The following is a 17385-nucleotide window of genomic DNA, read 5'->3' as shown; positions in this document are numbered from 1 at the left end:
AGCTGTTTATTCGGTATAGTCAAGGTTTTTGTTAAAGGTTTCCTTCGTAAACCAGGTTGCCAAAAGGGCGATAATAACAGTAGAAACGCCAATAAGGGCTGCTCCATTGATAAGGCCAAGGCTTCCACGAACAGATTCAAATACAAATGCGATCGGGATCAGGGCACCACGTATAAAATTGGGAACGGTGATAGCCACTGTTGCGCGGTAGTTTGTACCGAACTGTTCCGAAGCATTGGTAACCAGCATCGCAAAATAGCCGATACCTAGACCTGCAAGGAAGTATTTTGCATATAATCCGCTGATCGAATCAGTTGGGTAATAGAAGAAAACAAGTGTAGAAATAAGGCAGAGAATATTGAATAGATAGAAGACGGTCTTCCGGCTTTGCAAGCGCTGACTGATCAGTCCGCAAATAATATCAGCGGAACAGAAGCCTGCGAAACAGTACATCATCGTTTGTCCGGTATTGATCTTTTCTGTGATGCCGATAGTTTGTGCGAATTCAGGAGCAATCGTTAATAATAGTCCCAGTACAAAATACGAGGGGAGACCTACAAGAATAGATTTTCCATAGCGACTGAACTTGCTCCATGAAGTGAAAAGTTTTAAGAAATTCCCTTTCTCTATATCCTTTTCTTTAATGTTATTGTACATACCCGACTCAAAAACGCCTACCCGTAAAAGAAGGAGTAGGAAACCCATTGCACCACCAATGATAAACGAGAGGCGCCAATCGAAATGTTGGCCAACATATCCTGCAACTATTGCCCCCAGCAATCCTACACTTGCTACAAATGTGGCACCCAGCGTCCTGTTTTTCTTGTCCATCGTTTCCATTACCATGGTGATGCCGGCACCCAGCTCACCTGCAAGGCCAAAGCCTGCAACTACACGTAATAGTTCATACTGCCAGATGGTAGTAGCAAATCCATTTAGCACATTTGCAGATGAATAGATAATAATAGAGCCAAAAAGTACCGTTAACCGACCCTTTTTATCGCCTAATATTCCCCAGAAGATTCCCCCAAGCAACAGGCCCAGAGTTTGGAAATTTAAGAGCCTCAAGCCAATAGATAAAGTGTCGGCGTCGGCTATCCCCATTGCAAGCAGGCTTTTCTTCCGTACAACGGTAAATAGCATCATGTCATACACATCAACGAAGTAGCCAAGTGCTGATACTGCTATCAGGAGCGTGCTGGCCTTTTTTGTTTTTTTCTTTGGAATATCGTTGATCTCTGTTGTCAGGGATTGTTCTGTTAGTTGCATTTTAATGAATTAGGTATGTTTTATTTAGAGGTTGAAAGAAGCTCAGCCAGCTTTTTGTCCAGTGCTTCACCGATGAGGTTTTTCGCGATAATAGTTCCTTGCGGATCTATCAAAATGCTTGCTGGCAAAGCTCTGAAGCCATATAGTTGAGCGGCAGAATTATCCCATAAACTCAAATCTGAAACCTGGGTCCAATCCAATCCGAAGTCCTTTATTGCTTTTAGCCAGGATTCTTTATTCTTATCGAGGGAAACTCCGAAAACATCAAAGCCTTTGTCTTTATACTTTTGATAATTCTTAACCAAGTTTGGATTTTCAAACCGGCAAACCGGACACCAGCCCGCCCAGAATTCAAGCAAAACGTAGTTTTTGCCCAGCTTATCTGAAAGCTTTACGGGTTTTCCGTTGATGTCGGGCAGTGAGAAATCGATCGCTTTGGACCCAATAGGAGCTATGCCTACAAGCTTTTCAAGATCTTTCACGTATTGTGTTTCTGCCAACGAAGGGTCCAGAAGTGAAAGGTATTTTTCCAGTTCTTTTGGTTGGAGAAAGCTTGAATAATTGCGATACAGAACATAAGCAGGAACGATAGATTTAGCGTTTTTCTTAATGAATTCCTCCAGTCCGGAACTTCTGTTTCCTCTGAACTGCTGATAAATTTCCGTAGCGGCCGATCCTATTACTTGTGAATTTTGAAAATGATTATCAGCGTCAAATTCTACCTTTACACTCTTATCATCGTCAAAGAAAATTGGAAGTGTTTCGGCATCCGGATGCTGCTGCCCAGTTACCGCTGCCAGAGCCGCTGTGTCAACAGCAAGCCCGTATACTTCAGGGTACTGCAGCTTTCTGGAAAACTGAAATTTACCATCAATTACCTTCGCCGAATCAAGAACATGGAAGGTCCGTAGTCTATAATTCTGCAAATAGATCACTTTAGCGTTCCCTGCAACGGTGCCACTGATAGTTAGCACAGAATTTTGGGTTTGGGCCGAAGCGAAAACAGGGATCAAGCACAACAGCCAGATTAAACTTTTCAGTTTTCTCATTTTTACTAATGATTTAGATTTTTTCAGGCAGTACTTCCTCAAGTTTCTTACTCAATCTATCGCCAAACAGGTTTCTGGCAATAATATTCCCTTGCGGATCAATAAGGACGTTAGAAGGAGTTCCTCTGAAACCATAAAGTTGGATAGCGGTATCATTCCATAATTTGAGATCTGATACTTGTGTCCATTTCAACCCGAAATCTTTAATGGCCTTCTGCCATGCTTCTTTGTTCTTATCCAGCGATACAGCGAAAACATCAAACCCTTTGTCTTTATATTTCAGGTAATTCTTAACCAGGTTTGGATTCTCTTTTCTGCACACCGGGCACCATGATGCCCAGAACTCAAGCAAGACGTAATTTTTTCCAATCTTTTCTGAAAGGCTGATAGGTTTGCCATTTACATCAGGTAATGTAAAATCTATAGCTTTTGTACCCACCTGGGCGGTGTTTACAAGCCTGTTCAGTTGCTGAACATATTGCGTTTTAGTCAGCGATGTGTCCAGCAAAGCAATATTCTTTTGAATTTCGTCTATCGACAGCTGGCCGGTATAATGACGGAATAATGCAAATGCCGAGACAATGGATGCAGGGTGTTCTTTTATAAAATCCTGGATCTTAATAGTGCTGTCTTTACGAAGGCCTCTATACAGATCTGTTGCCGCTGAGCCAGTGATGGTTGAATTTTTAAAGTTATTCAGTGTATCAAATTCAACTGTGATCCGATCTCCTTTCTCAATAAAAAAAGGAAGCGTACCTGTATCCGGATGGCGTTGTCCTGATAATGCAGCCAGAGCCGATGTATCCACTGACAAGCCATAATATTCGGGCACAGGCACATTTAAAGTAAACTGAAACGTTCCATTCCCCACCTTGCTCGAATCAATAACATGGAATACCCTGTTGGCGTAATTTTCTAGATAGATCACTTTGGCATCGCCAGATACCGTGCCCGTAATGGTAACGGTATCTCCTTTTTTCGGTTGCGAACAGCCTGCAATAACTGCTGCAAAAAGTCCACTTAAAACAATAACTGAACGCGTCATGTACGTTTGATTTATGAATGATTAAGGAGTGAATGTTTGTGCGTAACGGCGTCCTTCAACTATCGGATATCGCTTTTCAACTCTGTCAAGAACCACATAAATTGAATCTTTCTTGTCATTTACTCCCGATAATATAATCCTTGAATCGCTTGGTCTGGTATAATGTAAAACCAGTTTTTCTCCTTTGGCATCAGATTGCCTGCGGCCCCTTCCAGCACCAGACGCTCTGCCTCCTGATCTTGCTGAATTTTGATTGGAAGAATTTCCCTCACCTCTGCGGGCATTATTTCTTGCACCTCCGGCAGCCGCGCCGCCTTCCTCAGAAGTTCCCGTATTTTTATCCTGTAAATAGAGAATATGGTTTACCGTATCGGCATCATAATAAAAGAATCTTCTGCCGCCTGCTGAGCCCGAAAGCTCATAATTTCTGTCTATATCTTTCTTTTGAGAGCTTCCATTAGATAGGTCGATCTTTACCGGGCGATTCACTTTAAACGTAAATGTTGACCATTTTTCAAAAATTGCATCCTGCCACCGCAAGGAGTCTAAAGGAGAATAGGGGATGGATACATTGTTGATTTTAAATTCCGTTACATTATAATAACCTGTTGTTCCACTTAATCCGGCTGTTGCAGGCTCTTTATCATAATGGAGATACAAATGATTATACAACCTGAAATAGAAAAACACCACGGTATAACTTAGCACAATTGCATACTTCACACCTAATGAGATATATCGCTGAACTTTAGTTAATGTGGGATAATGTTGTACAGGCACAGTATCACGTTCCTTGATAAGGAGATTCCAGATTGCCGGAAGGTGATCAGCAAGAATAAATAAGGATAACAAGGCAAAAAATGCACTGTAAACATGTACCCCGCCATCGTAAGCATGATTTGCATAGGCAATATTTATGGAGATGCCTCCTATAATAATTGCGCCGAGAGCAGATGTCCTTCTGAAGAATAACAAGGCCCCGCCAAACACTTCAACAAAACCCAGGAAAACTTCGTACGCAGGAACAATACCAACAGAAGCCCAATAAAGTTTTTCGGGCATCAGGTCGCCGAAATTCGTATTAAATACACTGAGTGAAGGATAAGGCATTTGGGTGGGGAACAGTTTGATAAAACCGAAAGCGATAATACCAACAGCGATCCTGTAACGAACAATTACGCGCAACCAGTAATAAAGAACATTATACTGCTTTCTTTTTTTATCGAACAAACCCCAGGTCAGACCTATCACAACAGCGATGATCAGCACGATCAGCCAGTTTACATAACTAGCTATTCCCCATCTGCCGCTTTCTGAACTGACCCTGTAAAAGTTGGTGGAGAAATTGGCAAACTCATAAAAAATACGCCACTGAAAATGAGCAAAATCGATACTAAACAATCGGGTATACCATGCAAGATTCGTTGGCACACACAAAAGAGAAAAGAATACAAATGAAATTCGGAAAGCCACTTTTTGCCATGCTTTCCATTCAGGTGGATTTTTTATATGATGGGCTACATGAGTCTCTTCATGCAAGCCTTCAAGGGTAGTTACTTCTGACATAATTTGATCGTTATAAGGTCAATGGTTTACGACGGCCTTTCAGCTGCAGGTATTGTTTGTTGATCTTGTCGAGCACGATATAAACTGAATCCTGCTTCTCGTTTTTCCCTGACAGGATAATGGTCTTTTCATCCGGGCGTTCATAATGAAGCGACCAGTTTTCTGCAGTACTATTCTTGTTTTGCAGCTTCAATACCTGGTTTACGCTATCAATACCATAATTGAAATAATTTCTTCCTCCGGCACCGGCTAGTTCGTATTTTCTATCGATATCATCTTGGGAGGAGCTTGTCCCGTTGCTAATGTTTACGTTCAGCGGACGGGAAGTTCTAACGCTGATGGTTGCCCATTTTTCAAAAACGACGTTTTGCCATCTTTGTGGATCGGTTAGCGAATAAGGAATAGGCTTTCCGTTAATACTAAACTCTTTCACATTATAGTATCCGTAGGCATTTTTTAATCCGGGTGTCTTTGGATAGATGTATGCATCCTTATTGTAGTTATAGCCTGTTACGCCTACAAATAATAGCGTGAAAAGGAGAAATGCAGTTCTTAATACAGTTCTGATCGACTTCTGTTGATTCGTAAACACAATGTGGAATTTGTTAGCAATGGTCTTTTTTCCAAGAACCAGAAGCTGAAACAAACGCGGAGTATCATAAACAAGAAGAGCTAAGGCGATAAGTAGCAGGTAAGAGCTATAAACCTGGTCTCCGATGTCGTATGCAAAGTTTACTATAACCACATTTACGAGAAATGCAGCTAAAAGTCCGGCGCCGATAGTTACAGTCTTTCTATTTAAAAGCAAAAGTCCGCCGACAATTTCAATCAGCCCTAAAAAGGATTCATACCATGCTGTTGAGATCCCGGTTGTAAGCGCAAATATCTTCCACGTAAAGTAGTCGCCATAAGGTGTATTCAAATCACTCAATGTAGGACCGGGCAGCTGAACCGGGAAGAGTTTTATAATCCCGTATCCGATAACTCCGAAAGCGAGCCTGTAACGAAGCACAACCCGCAGCCAGTAATATAAGGTATCATAATCTGTACGCTCTTTATTCCTGAAAGTCCAGATAGCTGCAACAATTGCAGCTATCCCCAGAACGATCAGCCAGTTGACATATCCAAACTCAGGAGCGGAGGGAGTTATGAATTGCGGATAATAGCGTGTGATATTAATGAGATCATGGTAATTCAGTTGAGACCACTGAATGGAAAATACCGTCTTATAGTATTTCCAGTCGAGCGGTACCGATTGGATTAAAAAGTAGATAAAGGAAATCTGAAAAATCGCTTTTTCATATCCTTTCCACTCGGTTTCGTGTGTATTGTTATGGGCCATATCTTTGTTTTTTATAAATGGCCTTTCCCTTTCAGGAGAGGCCATTTAATCTTAATTATATCCGGGATTTTGCGGGTTATTTGCACTCACCTGATTCAATGGAATTGGCATCAATAGTTTGTTGGCATCTGTAATACCTAAAACTTCATTTGCACGTCCAGTTCTCACTAGGTCAAACCAGCGGTGGGGCTCTTCTGCAAATTCAATTTTTCGCTCATTTTCAATAGCAAGGAGTATAGCGTTTTGTGTATCTGCAGTTGTGGGCAACAATCCGGCGCGGGCCCTAACGGCATTTAGGTCTGATGCTGCACCATTAACAGTACTTAAATTATTCAGCTGTGCTCTTGCTTCAGCACGGATCAGATACAGCTCGGCAGTACGGATCACGTAGGTTGGATCGGTAGCCGGGCTCCTGTAATAAAGATTGCCGTACCATAATCCGCTGCCGGTTTTTGCAACAAGTACATTACGGTTACCGCCAATAAGCGGGTCATTGACTAATGCAACAAATGCATCATTGGGAGCCCATTGCCTTGTGCCGCCATTTTCGCCTGGCTGCCAACTGTTGCGGTGGCCATTGGTGGACGTTGCGCTGTAGTATAGCTCGAATACTGATTCTTTTGTTCCTCTTGCGTTATTCGCAAAAAATGCGCTGAAAGGAGCAAGGAGTTGATAGTTAGAGGCGTCACTTATAACTTTTGCAGCATAAATCTCGGCATCCGCCCATTCTTTCTGGTACAAATGATATCTTGCACGAAGCGCCCATACCGTTTTTTTGGTCGCGTGATAACGATCTACTGTTTCGGGAAGTAATGGTTCAGCTGCCTTCAAGTCATTTAATACTTGAGCATATGTTTGCACTTGTGTGCTTTTTATTAAGCCATTCTTATCCCCCGCAGAAGTGGTCGGGGTAAGAGATATTTGTACTCCTCCCCAGGTTCTTGCTAAATCGAAATAAGATAAAGCTCTTATAAAATAAGCTTCTCCGATAATTCTGTTTTTTTCAGCATCGGTAAGCCCGGTAACAGTTGGTACTTTTTCGATAACGTGATTTGCGCGATTAATTGTCTGGAAAATTGCACTCCAAACGCTTGTCAAAGCTTGGTTATCGGATCTTACATCGTGAAGAATAAATTGATTTAGATAACCCTGTGAACCTGTCCATTTAATATTATCGCCGTTCAGATATCCCAATGACTGGAACGAAGTGCCATAATAATCAGAAGATGCCAGAGCGTTGTAAACACCATTTAGTGCTGTTTTAGCCGATGGTCCGTCAACAATAGTAACTTCATCAGATACTGAGCTGCGCGGTTCAACATCCAGAAACTTTTTGCAGGAAACAGCGCTTATTAAAATGGCAGCAGAAAGTATATATTTTAATATTTTCATATCGATCGAATTTTATAGTGTCAGGTTTAAACCAAATTGTATGGTACGCGGCTGAGGAGGTGTTCCGTAGTCAAGTCCCTGTGCATTCTGATTGCTCGTTACGTTGGTTTCAGGGTCCGCGCCTGAGTATTTAGTGAATAAAAGAAGGTTAGAGCCCACAGCATAAAAGCGAAGTGATTCTACTTTAAAGCGTGAAGTGAGCTTCTTAGGAAGTGTATAGCCAAGGGTCAGGGATTTTAGACGGATGAATGATCCATCTTCAAGCATCCTGCTGTTTTGCTCGATGAGATAATTATTTCCTACTGAAGTAGGTCGTGGTACATTAGTGATCTGACCGGGGGTAGTCCAGTAATTCTTATCAATTGACTGCACAGACCTGTCTGGACGCGTTCCGCTTTCAGCGGCAAAGAAGCGGTTCAGGTTATACACATCATTACCATAAGAATAGCTGAAGAATACATTGGCATCAAATCCTCTATAATTCAGGCTGTTGTTAAAGCCTCCATAGAATTTAGGAGTAGCTGAACCTAAAATCTGACGGTCAGCAACAGTAATCGATCCATCCTTATTTACATCTTCAAAAATTGCATCTCCGTTAGCCGGGTCAACACTTAATTGCTTGTACAACCAGAATGAATACATGGATGATCCTTCCTGCATCCTCACCCAGTCGCGACTATATACAGTAATAGGCGCCGGTAACTTCTCGATCTTGTTTATATTTCCTGAAATATTGAAGCTTGTCTGCCATGAAAAGCCAGGCTTTCTGATGTTATTAGTTACGATAGTTAACTCATAACCCTTGTTGCTCATAGCGCCCAAATTGGTCAGATAAGTATTGAAACCAGTTACCGCTGGAACCGGCAAAGAAAGCAGCAGGTCGCTTGTATATTTATCATACAGATCTACCTGGAGATTAATACGATCATTAAATAATCCTAGCTCTACACCTGCATCGATCTGACGGGTTTTTTCCCATTTCAAATCCGGGTTTCCCAGTTGCTGAGGGGCAGTACCGGCAACATCAAAATAGCTTGCGCCTCCGGTCCAGAGTCCTTGTGATGCGAAATTGTCAATACCCGCCTGGTTTCCGGTGTATCCGGCACTCGCTCTCAGTTTTAAATCACTGATCACCGAGTTGTTTTTCAGAAACTCTTCTTCCTTCAATCTCCAGGCAAGACCTATTGATGGGAAATATCCCCATTGGTTATTTTTACCGAAATTTGAAGCTCCATCAGCACGTGCATCAACTTCTATATAGTATTTGTATGCATAGTTATAATCGAGTCTTGAGAAAAACGAAGCCAGATTTCCTTTTGTCCATGCCTGTGAACTGGTAGTATTAGCCGCAGATGAGATAAGCTCAAATGAGTTATTTGCAAAGCCTGTTCCTACAGCAGACGTACGCTGACGAATATTGCTTTGAAGTGTGTTGCCTATCAGGGCCCCGAAGTTATGCTTAGTTCCAAATCTGTGTCGGAAGGTCAGTGTCTGCTCGTTGATCCAGGTAGTATTGTCGGACAAACCGGAAGTTGCACGCCCGTTTGTCGGGGCAGATCCCTGTACAGTATTTGTGTTCCAGTACTGGGATTCATTATAGTTGTCGTAGTCAACGCTTGCAGAAGTACGGAATTTCAGACCTGGAATGATCTCTGCATCAGCATACAAATTTCCTATATAGCGCAAGCTTTTTGTATTTGTATTATAGTTATCAAGCAATTGCTGAAGATTATCCCAACCGTTCCAGCGGATAGGTGTACCATCTGCAGCATTCTTGGCAAGATAGGTAGCCGAATTTAGTGTGCTCACCATCATGTTACCTGTAGGGCCATCACCTGCCGTCGCTTGATTACGAAAGCTGCGCGACAGGGAATTACTCATCCCTACCGAAATAAAGCTGTTTACCTTCTGGTCCAGATTAGCCTTAAAACTACCGCGTGTAAAATACACAGGGCGCATAATAGATTCCTGATCTGTATAGCTCAAACCAAAATAATATCTTGTTGCAGACGTTCCTCCTTGTAATGAAAAATCATAATTGCTAAGACTAGCTGTTCTGTAAAGATCATTCAGACGGTCATAATCTTGCTGTTCTGATGGCAATCCTTTACCTCCCTCAGAAACCGGCCTGAATGGCCTGTTAGCGAAAGTCTGGTTTGTTGAAGGTTTATCAATGCCTGTGTTGATCCATGCCACGTTCATTACTTCAGCATTGGCTTCAGCAGATTCCAGATCCCACAGCTTAATAGCAGAAGCTACACCCTGATTTATATTAAAACTTACCCTAGCCTTTGTATTAAAATTGCCGCGTTTGGTGGTAACGATAATGACACCGTTCGCACCACGTGCACCGTATATCGCGGTTGCTGTAGCATCTTTCAGAACTTCGATATTTTCAATATCTGCCGGGTTAATATCAGCGATAGGCGAAGTAGCACGGCCACCTGTGTTAAGTGTCTGAAGGCTTGTGTTGTTAATAAATACCCCATCGACAATATACAGAGGGTCGCTGCTTGCATTGATAGAAGTTGTTCCTCTTACTCTTACAAATATTCCATCACCCGGAATACCCGCATTGGAATTGATCTGTACACCGGCAGCTTTACCCTGCAATTGCTCATTAAAACCAGCTACAGGTAAATTCTTAGTTTCGGTAGCACTGACTTTAGAAACAGAGCTTACCAAATTTCTACGCTCTTGGGTGGCGTAACCAACTACAACGATCTCATCAAGCTGGCTGACACTTTCTTCCAGCTCAATGTTAACCGGACTGCCATTCGCTACAATTTCTTTTTTCTTGTAACCAATTAAGCTTACAAAAAGCGTGTAGGGGAATTTTTGTCCTGTTACGAAATTGAACTTTCCCTCACGGTCAGTTACCACTTCGTGAGTGGTGCCGTTAATATGAACTACTGCGCCTTCAACAGGGGACTTAGTCCGGGAGTTAATTACAGTTCCTGTAAGGGTTGAATTAATTATGGGCTTAGTTTGTACTTGTGCCGAAGCGGCCAGAGGGCCCAAAAATGTTACTAAGATCAAACTTAATAACAAGGTAGATCTACCTAAAATTAGCCCATAGCTGGCGCTAATCCTTTTAATTTTTTGCATACTTTTACTTTAAGTTTTATTTAAGTTGAAACAGGTGACAGGTCGAATTGAAGCCTGGTTCATAGATTTAAATCCCGGGGGATACTCTTAGTATTCCCCTTTTTTGTTGTATTTACTGCAATTCTTAATGGTAAAATATTTTCCTTATAATCACGATAATATAATTGTCCACTACGAAGATATAACTATTAAACAACTTACCAAATTTATCCTATAGATTTTGTAGACTATTGTAAAATAAAAGAGAAAATTAATCATACAATAGTTGAGTTTTTTAAAGAGCGCAATTCTTAAAAGGCCCCAGAAGCTATCCATTAAATATCGTTTTTATCTTTTAAGTGGATTTTGATATATTATGCAATTAGAAACCAATAGTATTGGAACATAGTTAAATCAAACACCTCCTATGAAAAAGATCTATTTGCTCTTTACAGCTTTAACTATTGCTTTAACAGTAAATGCCCAGGATAATAAGCTGATCACTACCATTCAAAACCGCCAGGGTTTGAGCTTAAACGGGGCCTGGCAATATATTATTGACCCTTATGAAACCGGGTTTTATGATTATCGTTACAAGGAACTAAGTGAGAAAAGTGGCGACGCTTACTGGAATACCGATAAACAGGTCAACAAAACTGAAAAGAAGGAGCATGGGTATTCCGATAAAAACACATTACAGGTACCCGGCGATTGGAATCACCAGGAGCAGAGGTTTGAATATTATGAGGGTACGGTTTGGTATAAGAAATCATTCGATTATAAAAAACAGGCTGCAAGCAATCGTGTTTTTATTTACTTCGGAGCAGTAAATTATAAAGCGGATGTTTACCTCAATGGTAAAAAACTAGGAGAACATAAGGGCGGTTTTACACCTTTTAATTTTGAAATTCCTGATACGTTGCTAAAAGGAACAGATAATTTTCTGGTGGTAAAAGTTGACAACAAGCGGTATGCCGATGAGGTGCCAACGCTAAATACCGATTGGTGGAATTATGGAGGAATTACAAGAGAAGTAAAATTGGTGGAGGTGCCGAAACTCTTTATTCAGGATTTTATGATCCAGCTTAAAAAGGCTGATCATGGCAAACTTTCGAAACAATCCGAGGTAGAAGGCTGGGTGAAATTAAACAATGTGCCGGCTGATGGCGAAACAATAACGATCAGTATTCCTGAATTAAAGTTCGAAAAACAATTTAAAGCCAATGGATCAGTAGTTCCGCTGAATTTCAGTCTTTCCCGGGTTAAATTATGGTCTCCGGACAGCCCAAAATTGTATACGGTAAATGTTAGTAGTAAAACTGATAAAGCCGAAGATAAAATTGGTTTTCGCACAATTGAAGTTGCCGGTAAACAGGTTTTATTAAATGGAAGTCCTGTTTTTATGCGCGGTATCAGTATTCATGGTGAGATTCCCCAGGAAATTAGACGGGCTTATAGTTATAACGATGCCTTGCAGCTTTTAAACCAGGCAAAGGAGCTTGGCTGCAATATGGTAAGGCTCGCTCATTACCCGCACGATGAGACGATAACACGCATGGCCGACTCGCTGGGCCTACTGGTTTGGTCCGAAATCCCCGTTTATTGGACGATCGACTTTAAAAATCAACAGGTACTTACCAAAGCAAAGGCTCAATTAAACGAAATGATAACGCGCGATCATAATCGGGCTTCGGTAATTATTTGGTCGGTAGGAAATGAAACCCCGGTAAGCTCAACACGAACTGATTTTATGCATAGCTTGATTACAGAAGCTAGAAAGCTGGATCATACACGTCTGATTTCTGCAGCGCTGGAAGTGAATTACAGTGCACTTAATGACCAGAATGTTATTGATGATCCATTGGGTGAGTTTGTCGATCTGGTTGCTTTCAATGAATATCTTGGCTGGTATGGAGGTTTACCTGATAAATGCCGAACCACCAACTGGTCAACTATTTACAATAAACCCTTATTCATTAGTGAAACCGGGGGAGGAGCAAAGGGCGGTTTTCATGCCGATTCGCTAACCCGTTTTAGTGAGGAGTATCAGGAATGGTATTATAAGGAGCAGATTTCGATGTTAAGACGTATGCCCGATAATTTTGTGGGTATTTCGCCATGGGTGCTTAACGATTTCAGATCGCCAAAACGAAATAACCCTATCTATCAGGAAGGCTGGAACCGTAAGGGACTTTATGATGACAAGGGAAACAAAAAGAAAGCATTTTATATTCTTCAGGCATACTATAAGGAGATGCAGGAAAAACAATCCGCAATTGGCAAATAAGTGATCGTTAACTATAGAAACACCCTTTAAATCCAATTACCTGTACTTTAAATCGCCCCTTAGCACATAAAAAAACCGGCCATAAGCCGGTTCTTTAAATATCTGTTTAGAAAAACTTAAACGGTTGTTCCTTCTTTCATTCTTTCCGCGTTTTCCGCCAGTTGCAATGCATCGATGATGCTCTGAATGTCTCCATCCATTACCGCTGATAGATTATGAGATGTTAAGCTAATTCTATGTTCCGTAATACGACTTTGTGGGAAGTTATAGGTACGGATCTTAGCTGACCGATCTCCTGTAGAAACCATTGTTTTACGCTTCTTGGCAGTTTCTTCAAGGTGTTTTTGTAATTCCATCTCATAAATACGAGAACGAAGTACGCCTAAAGCCTTCTCAAAGTTCTTGATCTGCGATTTCTCATCCTGACATTGAGCCACAACTCCTGTAGGAATGTGCGTTAAACGAACAGCCGAATAGGTTGTGTTTACCGATTGTCCGCCCGGACCAGAAGCACAGAACAAATCCTTACGAATATCATTCATGTTAATCTGTACGTCAAACTCATCAGCTTCAGGTAATACTACCACTGATGCGGCTGAAGTATGAACACGTCCCTGAGTTTCTGTTGAAGGTACCCGTTGAACACGGTGAACTCCTGATTCGTATTTCAACTGACCATACACATCTTCACCACTAACGTTAATTACAATTTCTTTGTAACCTCCGGCAGTTCCTTGAGTTTCATCAACCAATTCGGTTTTCCATCCTTTGGCTTCGCAGTAACGCATATACATCCGGTATAAATCGCCGGCAAACAAACTCGCCTCATCACCGCCGGCACCACCACGAATTTCTAACACGGCATTCTTAGCATCTTCAGGATCTTTAGGAATCAGCATTACTCTGATCTCTTCCTCTAGTTCGTCTCTTTGTGGAAGCAATTCATCCAGATCCAGTTTAGCCATTTCTCTCATCTCCGCATCTTTTTCGGTGGCTAACATTTCCTTGTTGGCTTCAATGTTGCTGACCACCTTTTTATAGATCTCAGCCTTTTCCACCACTTTGGTTAATTCTTTATATTCTTTGTTAAGCGCAGCAAAGCGTTTCATATCGCTCATTGCTTCTGGGCTCGACAATTGTTGTTCTACATCTTGCCAGCGTTGTTTGATGGCATCCAGTTTATCAATCATATTCTTAAATCCTTCGGGATTAATTTAGGGCTGCAAAATTAAGCTTTTATACTTAAACAGCGAAATGTATCTGATGTTTAGGCGGTTAAAGATTTTCTTTTTCGAAATACTTAAGCTCCACATTATCACCATCAAACACAGCGTACGAGTTAAAGTGAATCCACTCACCAATATTTATATATCGGCTTGATGCTGAAAGCTTAATATCTAAAGGCAAATGACGATGGCCATAAATAAAGTAATCGAAGTGCTCCTTTTGCAACAATTCCTTTGAATAAATTGCCAGCCATTCATTTTCCTCACCCAAAAACTCTTCTTTTTTATCATTAGCAATACGGCTTCCACGGCTCCATTTATCGGCAATGCCAATCCCTAAATTTGGGTGCAGGCGTGCAAATAACCATTGGCAAACACTACTTCTGAAAAAGTTCTTCAGCATTTTATAAAACGAATCGCCGGGACCAAGCCCGTCACCGTGATGAATGTATAGGCGCTTCCCATTGTGCTCTATAATTTTTTCATTTGAAATAATCGTGGCGCCCAGTTCCTTTTCGAAATAATCGAACATCCACATATCATGATTTCCCTTGAAAAATGTCAGTTTAATTCCACTGTCGGCCAGTTCAGCCAATTTACCCAGTAAGCGTATATAGCCTTTAGGAACCACTGTTTTATATTCGAACCAAAAATCAAAAATATCGCCGATAAGGTAAACCTCAGCGGCATCACTCTTAATAAAATCAAGCCAACGAACCACCCTGTCTTCACGTTCCCTGCTTTTTTCATACGTAGGAACACCCAGGTGAAAATCGGATGCGAAATAGATCTTTTTTCTTTCTTGCAATGGACTATTTTTTTTTGCAAAGGTAAAAAAACATAACACATGCCTTAGCAGATGAATTAGCACCGACTGCCTAAGTTTTAAAGGAAAGTTCTATTTTTAAATCCGCTAATCAAAAAACACTTTTCATGAAAAAGCATTATTTACTCCTGATGGCATTAACTGTGGCTTCCGCGGCTAATGCGCAACAAAAAAACATGATCAAATACCCCGATACCAAAAAAGACAACACCACAGACAATTATTTCGGAACAAATGTGGCAGACCCTTATCGTTGGCTCGAAAACGACACTGCTACTAATGTTAAAGAATGGGTAAAAGCCGAAAACCAGGTTACACAGGGTTATCTTTCTCAAATCCCTTACCGTGAAAAGATCAAACAGCGATTAACCGAACTGTGGAACTATCCTAAATACACAGCGCCTTTTAAAAAAGGGGATAACTACTTTTTCTATAAAAATGATGGTTTACAAAATCAGTCTGTTTTATATTACCAGAAAGGGCTTAACGGAACTCCAAAGGTTTTCCTCGATCCCAATAAGCTTTCTGCCGATGGAACCGTTGCGCTAAACAGTATCAATTTTTCGAAAGAAAATAAATACGCTGCGATAGGAACTTCTGCATCAGGATCAGATTGGGTTGAAATAAAGGTAATTAATGTAGAAACTCAACAACCTACTGGAGATGTAGTTAAATGGGTAAAATTCTCTGGAGCTACCTGGTGTAAAGATGGCTTTTACTACAGCCGCTATGACGAACCAGTTGCCGGTAAAGAGTTTTCGAACCAAAACCAGTTTCAAAAAGTTTACTATCATAAATTGGGCACACCACAATCGGCCGATGAATTGATCTATCAGGACAAAGATCATCCGCTGCGTTACTTTGGTGCAGGAGTTACCGAAGATGAGCGCTTTTTAATTGTAGTTTCTTCGGAAGGAACCCATGGAACCGAGGTTTATTGGAAAGATCTAACAAAAGGTGGTGACTTCAAATTACTATTCAAAGGTTTTGAGTTCGATTACGATGTTATTGATAATGATGGCGACCGTTTGTTGGTAGTAACGAATAATAATGCATCTAACTTCCGTGTTATTTCTGTTGATCCTAATAATCCTGATCAGGCCAACTGGAAAGAAATCATCCCGCAATCAAAAGATCTGTTAAATGGAGCATCAACCGGTGGTGGTAAACTATTCGCCTCTTATCTTAAAGATGCCAGCACCCGTTTATATGAGCACGAATTAAACGGAAAACTGGTTCGTGAAATTAAACTGGAGGGCATTGGTACAGCATCGTTGCCATCAGGCAAAAAAGAAGACAAAGAGTTTTTCTACACCTTCAGCAGCTTTACTAACCCAGGAACAATTTACCGCTATGAGACAGCTTCGGGTAAATCGACAGTGTTCCGTAAAACAGAGATCAACTTCAACATTGCTGATTATGAAACCAAACAGGTGTTTTATACCAGTAAAGATGGAACCAAAGTTCCTATGTTCATTGTGCATAAAAAGGGTTTGAAATTAGATGGAAGCAATCCTACCTATTTATATGCGTATGGAGGCTTTAACATCAGCTTAACTCCTTCGTTCAGTGTGTCGCGATTAGTTTTGCTTGAAAATGGCGGTGTATTCGCACTAGCAAACTTGCGTGGAGGGGGAGAGTACGGCGAAGATTGGCACAAAGGCGGTATGATGGAGAAAAAGCAAAATGTATTTGACGACTTTATCGCTGCGGGCGAATACTTGATCAAGGAAAAATATACTTCATCTTCTCGTTTGGCAATTGCAGGTGGCTCTAACGGAGGTTTATTGGTAGGTGCTTGCGAAGTTCAGCGCCCTGATTTATTTAAAGTCGCTTTCCCTGCTGTTGGCGTTTTAGATATGTTGCGCTACCACAAGTTTACCATTGGCTGGGGTTGGGCGGTTGAATATGGCTCAAGTGATAAAAAAGAGCAATTTGATTACCTGATCAAATATTCTCCCTTACATAATATCAAACCGGGCATAAACTACCCTGCAACTATGATCATTACTGCCGACCATGATGATCGCGTGGTTCCCGCTCACTCATTCAAGTATGCGGCTACTTTACAAGAGAAACATTCAGGTGATAATCCTATTTTAATTCGAATTGAATCAAAAGCAGGTCACGGCGCAGGTAAACCAACTTCTAAAATTATTGAAGAAGCAACGGACCAGTGGTCGTTCATGTTTTGGAATATGAATATTACTCCAAAGTATTAATCCGGATAAATATAATTTGAAAATAAAAGAAGAGCGACCTTTCGGTCGCTCTTCCATTTTTAGCCATAATTTAT

General features: G+C 41.1%; 11 protein-coding genes. 2 read left to right on the top strand and 9 right to left on the bottom strand.

The genetic code is table 11. The features are described from left to right. Window positions 1–6: 6 nt before the first annotated feature. Genes C3K47_RS00265 through C3K47_RS00235 form a run of 7 tightly spaced genes read right to left on the bottom strand, consistent with a single transcriptional unit; the run spans window position 7 to window position 10771 of the window. On the bottom strand, window positions 7–1269 hold the full coding sequence (locus C3K47_RS00265) for an MFS transporter (protein WP_103787074.1): 1263 nt from the start codon (window positions 1267–1269) through the stop codon (window positions 7–9). A 20-nt stretch (window positions 1270–1289) separates the two neighbouring features. Continuing rightward, on the bottom strand, window positions 1290–2318 hold the full coding sequence (locus C3K47_RS00260; RefSeq protein WP_103787073.1) for a TlpA disulfide reductase family protein: 1029 nt from the start codon (window positions 2316–2318) through the stop codon (window positions 1290–1292). A gap of 13 nt (window positions 2319–2331) precedes the next feature. After that, complete coding sequence (locus tag C3K47_RS00255; protein WP_103787072.1) at window positions 2332–3363, bottom strand: TlpA disulfide reductase family protein; 1032 nt, start codon at window positions 3361–3363, stop codon at window positions 2332–2334. Window positions 3364–3384: 21 nt separating this feature from the next. Continuing rightward, entirely contained in the window at window positions 3385–4929 is a 1545-nt protein-coding gene (locus C3K47_RS00250; RefSeq protein ID WP_103787071.1) for a hypothetical protein, read from the bottom strand. A gap of 10 nt (window positions 4930–4939) precedes the next feature. After that, a complete protein-coding gene (locus tag C3K47_RS00245; RefSeq protein ID WP_103787493.1) occupies window positions 4940–6271 on the bottom strand; it encodes a hypothetical protein in 1332 nt (443 codons plus the stop codon). Window positions 6272–6322: 51 nt separating this feature from the next. Then, window positions 6323–7663, bottom strand: coding sequence for a RagB/SusD family nutrient uptake outer membrane protein (locus tag C3K47_RS00240; RefSeq protein ID WP_103787070.1), 1341 nt, complete (start codon window positions 7661–7663; stop codon window positions 6323–6325). Between the two features lie 12 nt (window positions 7664–7675). Beyond that, complete coding sequence (locus C3K47_RS00235; RefSeq protein ID WP_103787069.1) at window positions 7676–10771, bottom strand: SusC/RagA family TonB-linked outer membrane protein; 3096 nt, start codon at window positions 10769–10771, stop codon at window positions 7676–7678. Window positions 10772–11177: 406 nt separating this feature from the next. Between C3K47_RS00235 and C3K47_RS00230 the strand changes: the two genes are divergently transcribed. Next, window positions 11178–13037 carry a glycoside hydrolase family 2 protein gene (locus C3K47_RS00230; RefSeq protein WP_103787068.1) on the top strand — a complete coding sequence of 620 codons (1860 nt, stop codon included), beginning with the start codon at window positions 11178–11180 and terminating at the stop codon, window positions 13035–13037. Between the two features lie 116 nt (window positions 13038–13153). On the opposite strand, the gene prfA is transcribed toward C3K47_RS00230, so the two are convergent. Together prfA and C3K47_RS00220 are read right to left on the bottom strand one after the other, a co-directional pair. After that, on the bottom strand, window positions 13154–14227 hold the full coding sequence (prfA, locus tag C3K47_RS00225) for a peptide chain release factor 1 (protein ID WP_103787067.1): 1074 nt from the start codon (window positions 14225–14227) through the stop codon (window positions 13154–13156). A gap of 85 nt (window positions 14228–14312) precedes the next feature. Further along, a complete protein-coding gene (locus C3K47_RS00220) occupies window positions 14313–15071 on the bottom strand; it encodes a UDP-2,3-diacylglucosamine diphosphatase (protein WP_103787066.1) in 759 nt (252 codons plus the stop codon). A 125-nt stretch (window positions 15072–15196) separates the two neighbouring features. On the opposite strand from C3K47_RS00220, the gene C3K47_RS00215 reads away from it, so the two are divergent. Next, window positions 15197–17311 carry a prolyl oligopeptidase family serine peptidase gene (locus C3K47_RS00215; protein WP_103787065.1) on the top strand — a complete coding sequence of 705 codons (2115 nt, stop codon included), beginning with the start codon at window positions 15197–15199 and terminating at the stop codon, window positions 17309–17311. Window positions 17312–17385 lie beyond the last annotated feature (74 nt).

Origin of the sequence: Solitalea longa (assembly GCF_002920915.1) — a bacterium.
GTDB lineage: Bacteria > Bacteroidota > Bacteroidia > Sphingobacteriales > Sphingobacteriaceae > Solitalea > Solitalea longa.
This window is presented reverse-complemented; position numbering and strand designations above follow the sequence as displayed.

What these genes read in the sequence shown, in the direction of transcription:
- C3K47_RS00265 (WP_103787074.1), bottom strand. Translation starts at nt 1,269, where the DNA reads ATGCAACTAACAGAACAATCCCTGACAACAGAGATCAACGATATTCCA.
- C3K47_RS00260 (WP_103787073.1), bottom strand. Translation starts at nt 2,318, where the DNA reads ATGAGAAAACTGAAAAGTTTAATCTGGCTGTTGTGCTTGATCCCTGTT.
- C3K47_RS00255 (WP_103787072.1), bottom strand. Translation starts at nt 3,363, where the DNA reads ATGACGCGTTCAGTTATTGTTTTAAGTGGACTTTTTGCAGCAGTTATT.
- C3K47_RS00250 (WP_103787071.1), bottom strand. Translation starts at nt 4,929, where the DNA reads ATGTCAGAAGTAACTACCCTTGAAGGCTTGCATGAAGAGACTCATGTA.
- C3K47_RS00245 (WP_103787493.1), bottom strand. Translation starts at nt 6,271, where the DNA reads ATGGCCCATAACAATACACACGAAACCGAGTGGAAAGGATATGAAAAA.
- C3K47_RS00240 (WP_103787070.1), bottom strand. Translation starts at nt 7,663, where the DNA reads ATGAAAATATTAAAATATATACTTTCTGCTGCCATTTTAATAAGCGCT.
- C3K47_RS00235 (WP_103787069.1), bottom strand. Translation starts at nt 10,771, where the DNA reads ATGCAAAAAATTAAAAGGATTAGCGCCAGCTATGGGCTAATTTTAGGT.
- C3K47_RS00230 (WP_103787068.1), top strand. Translation starts at nt 11,178, where the DNA reads ATGAAAAAGATCTATTTGCTCTTTACAGCTTTAACTATTGCTTTAACA.
- prfA (WP_103787067.1), bottom strand. Translation starts at nt 14,227, where the DNA reads ATGATTGATAAACTGGATGCCATCAAACAACGCTGGCAAGATGTAGAA.
- C3K47_RS00215 (WP_103787065.1), top strand. Translation starts at nt 15,197, where the DNA reads ATGAAAAAGCATTATTTACTCCTGATGGCATTAACTGTGGCTTCCGCG.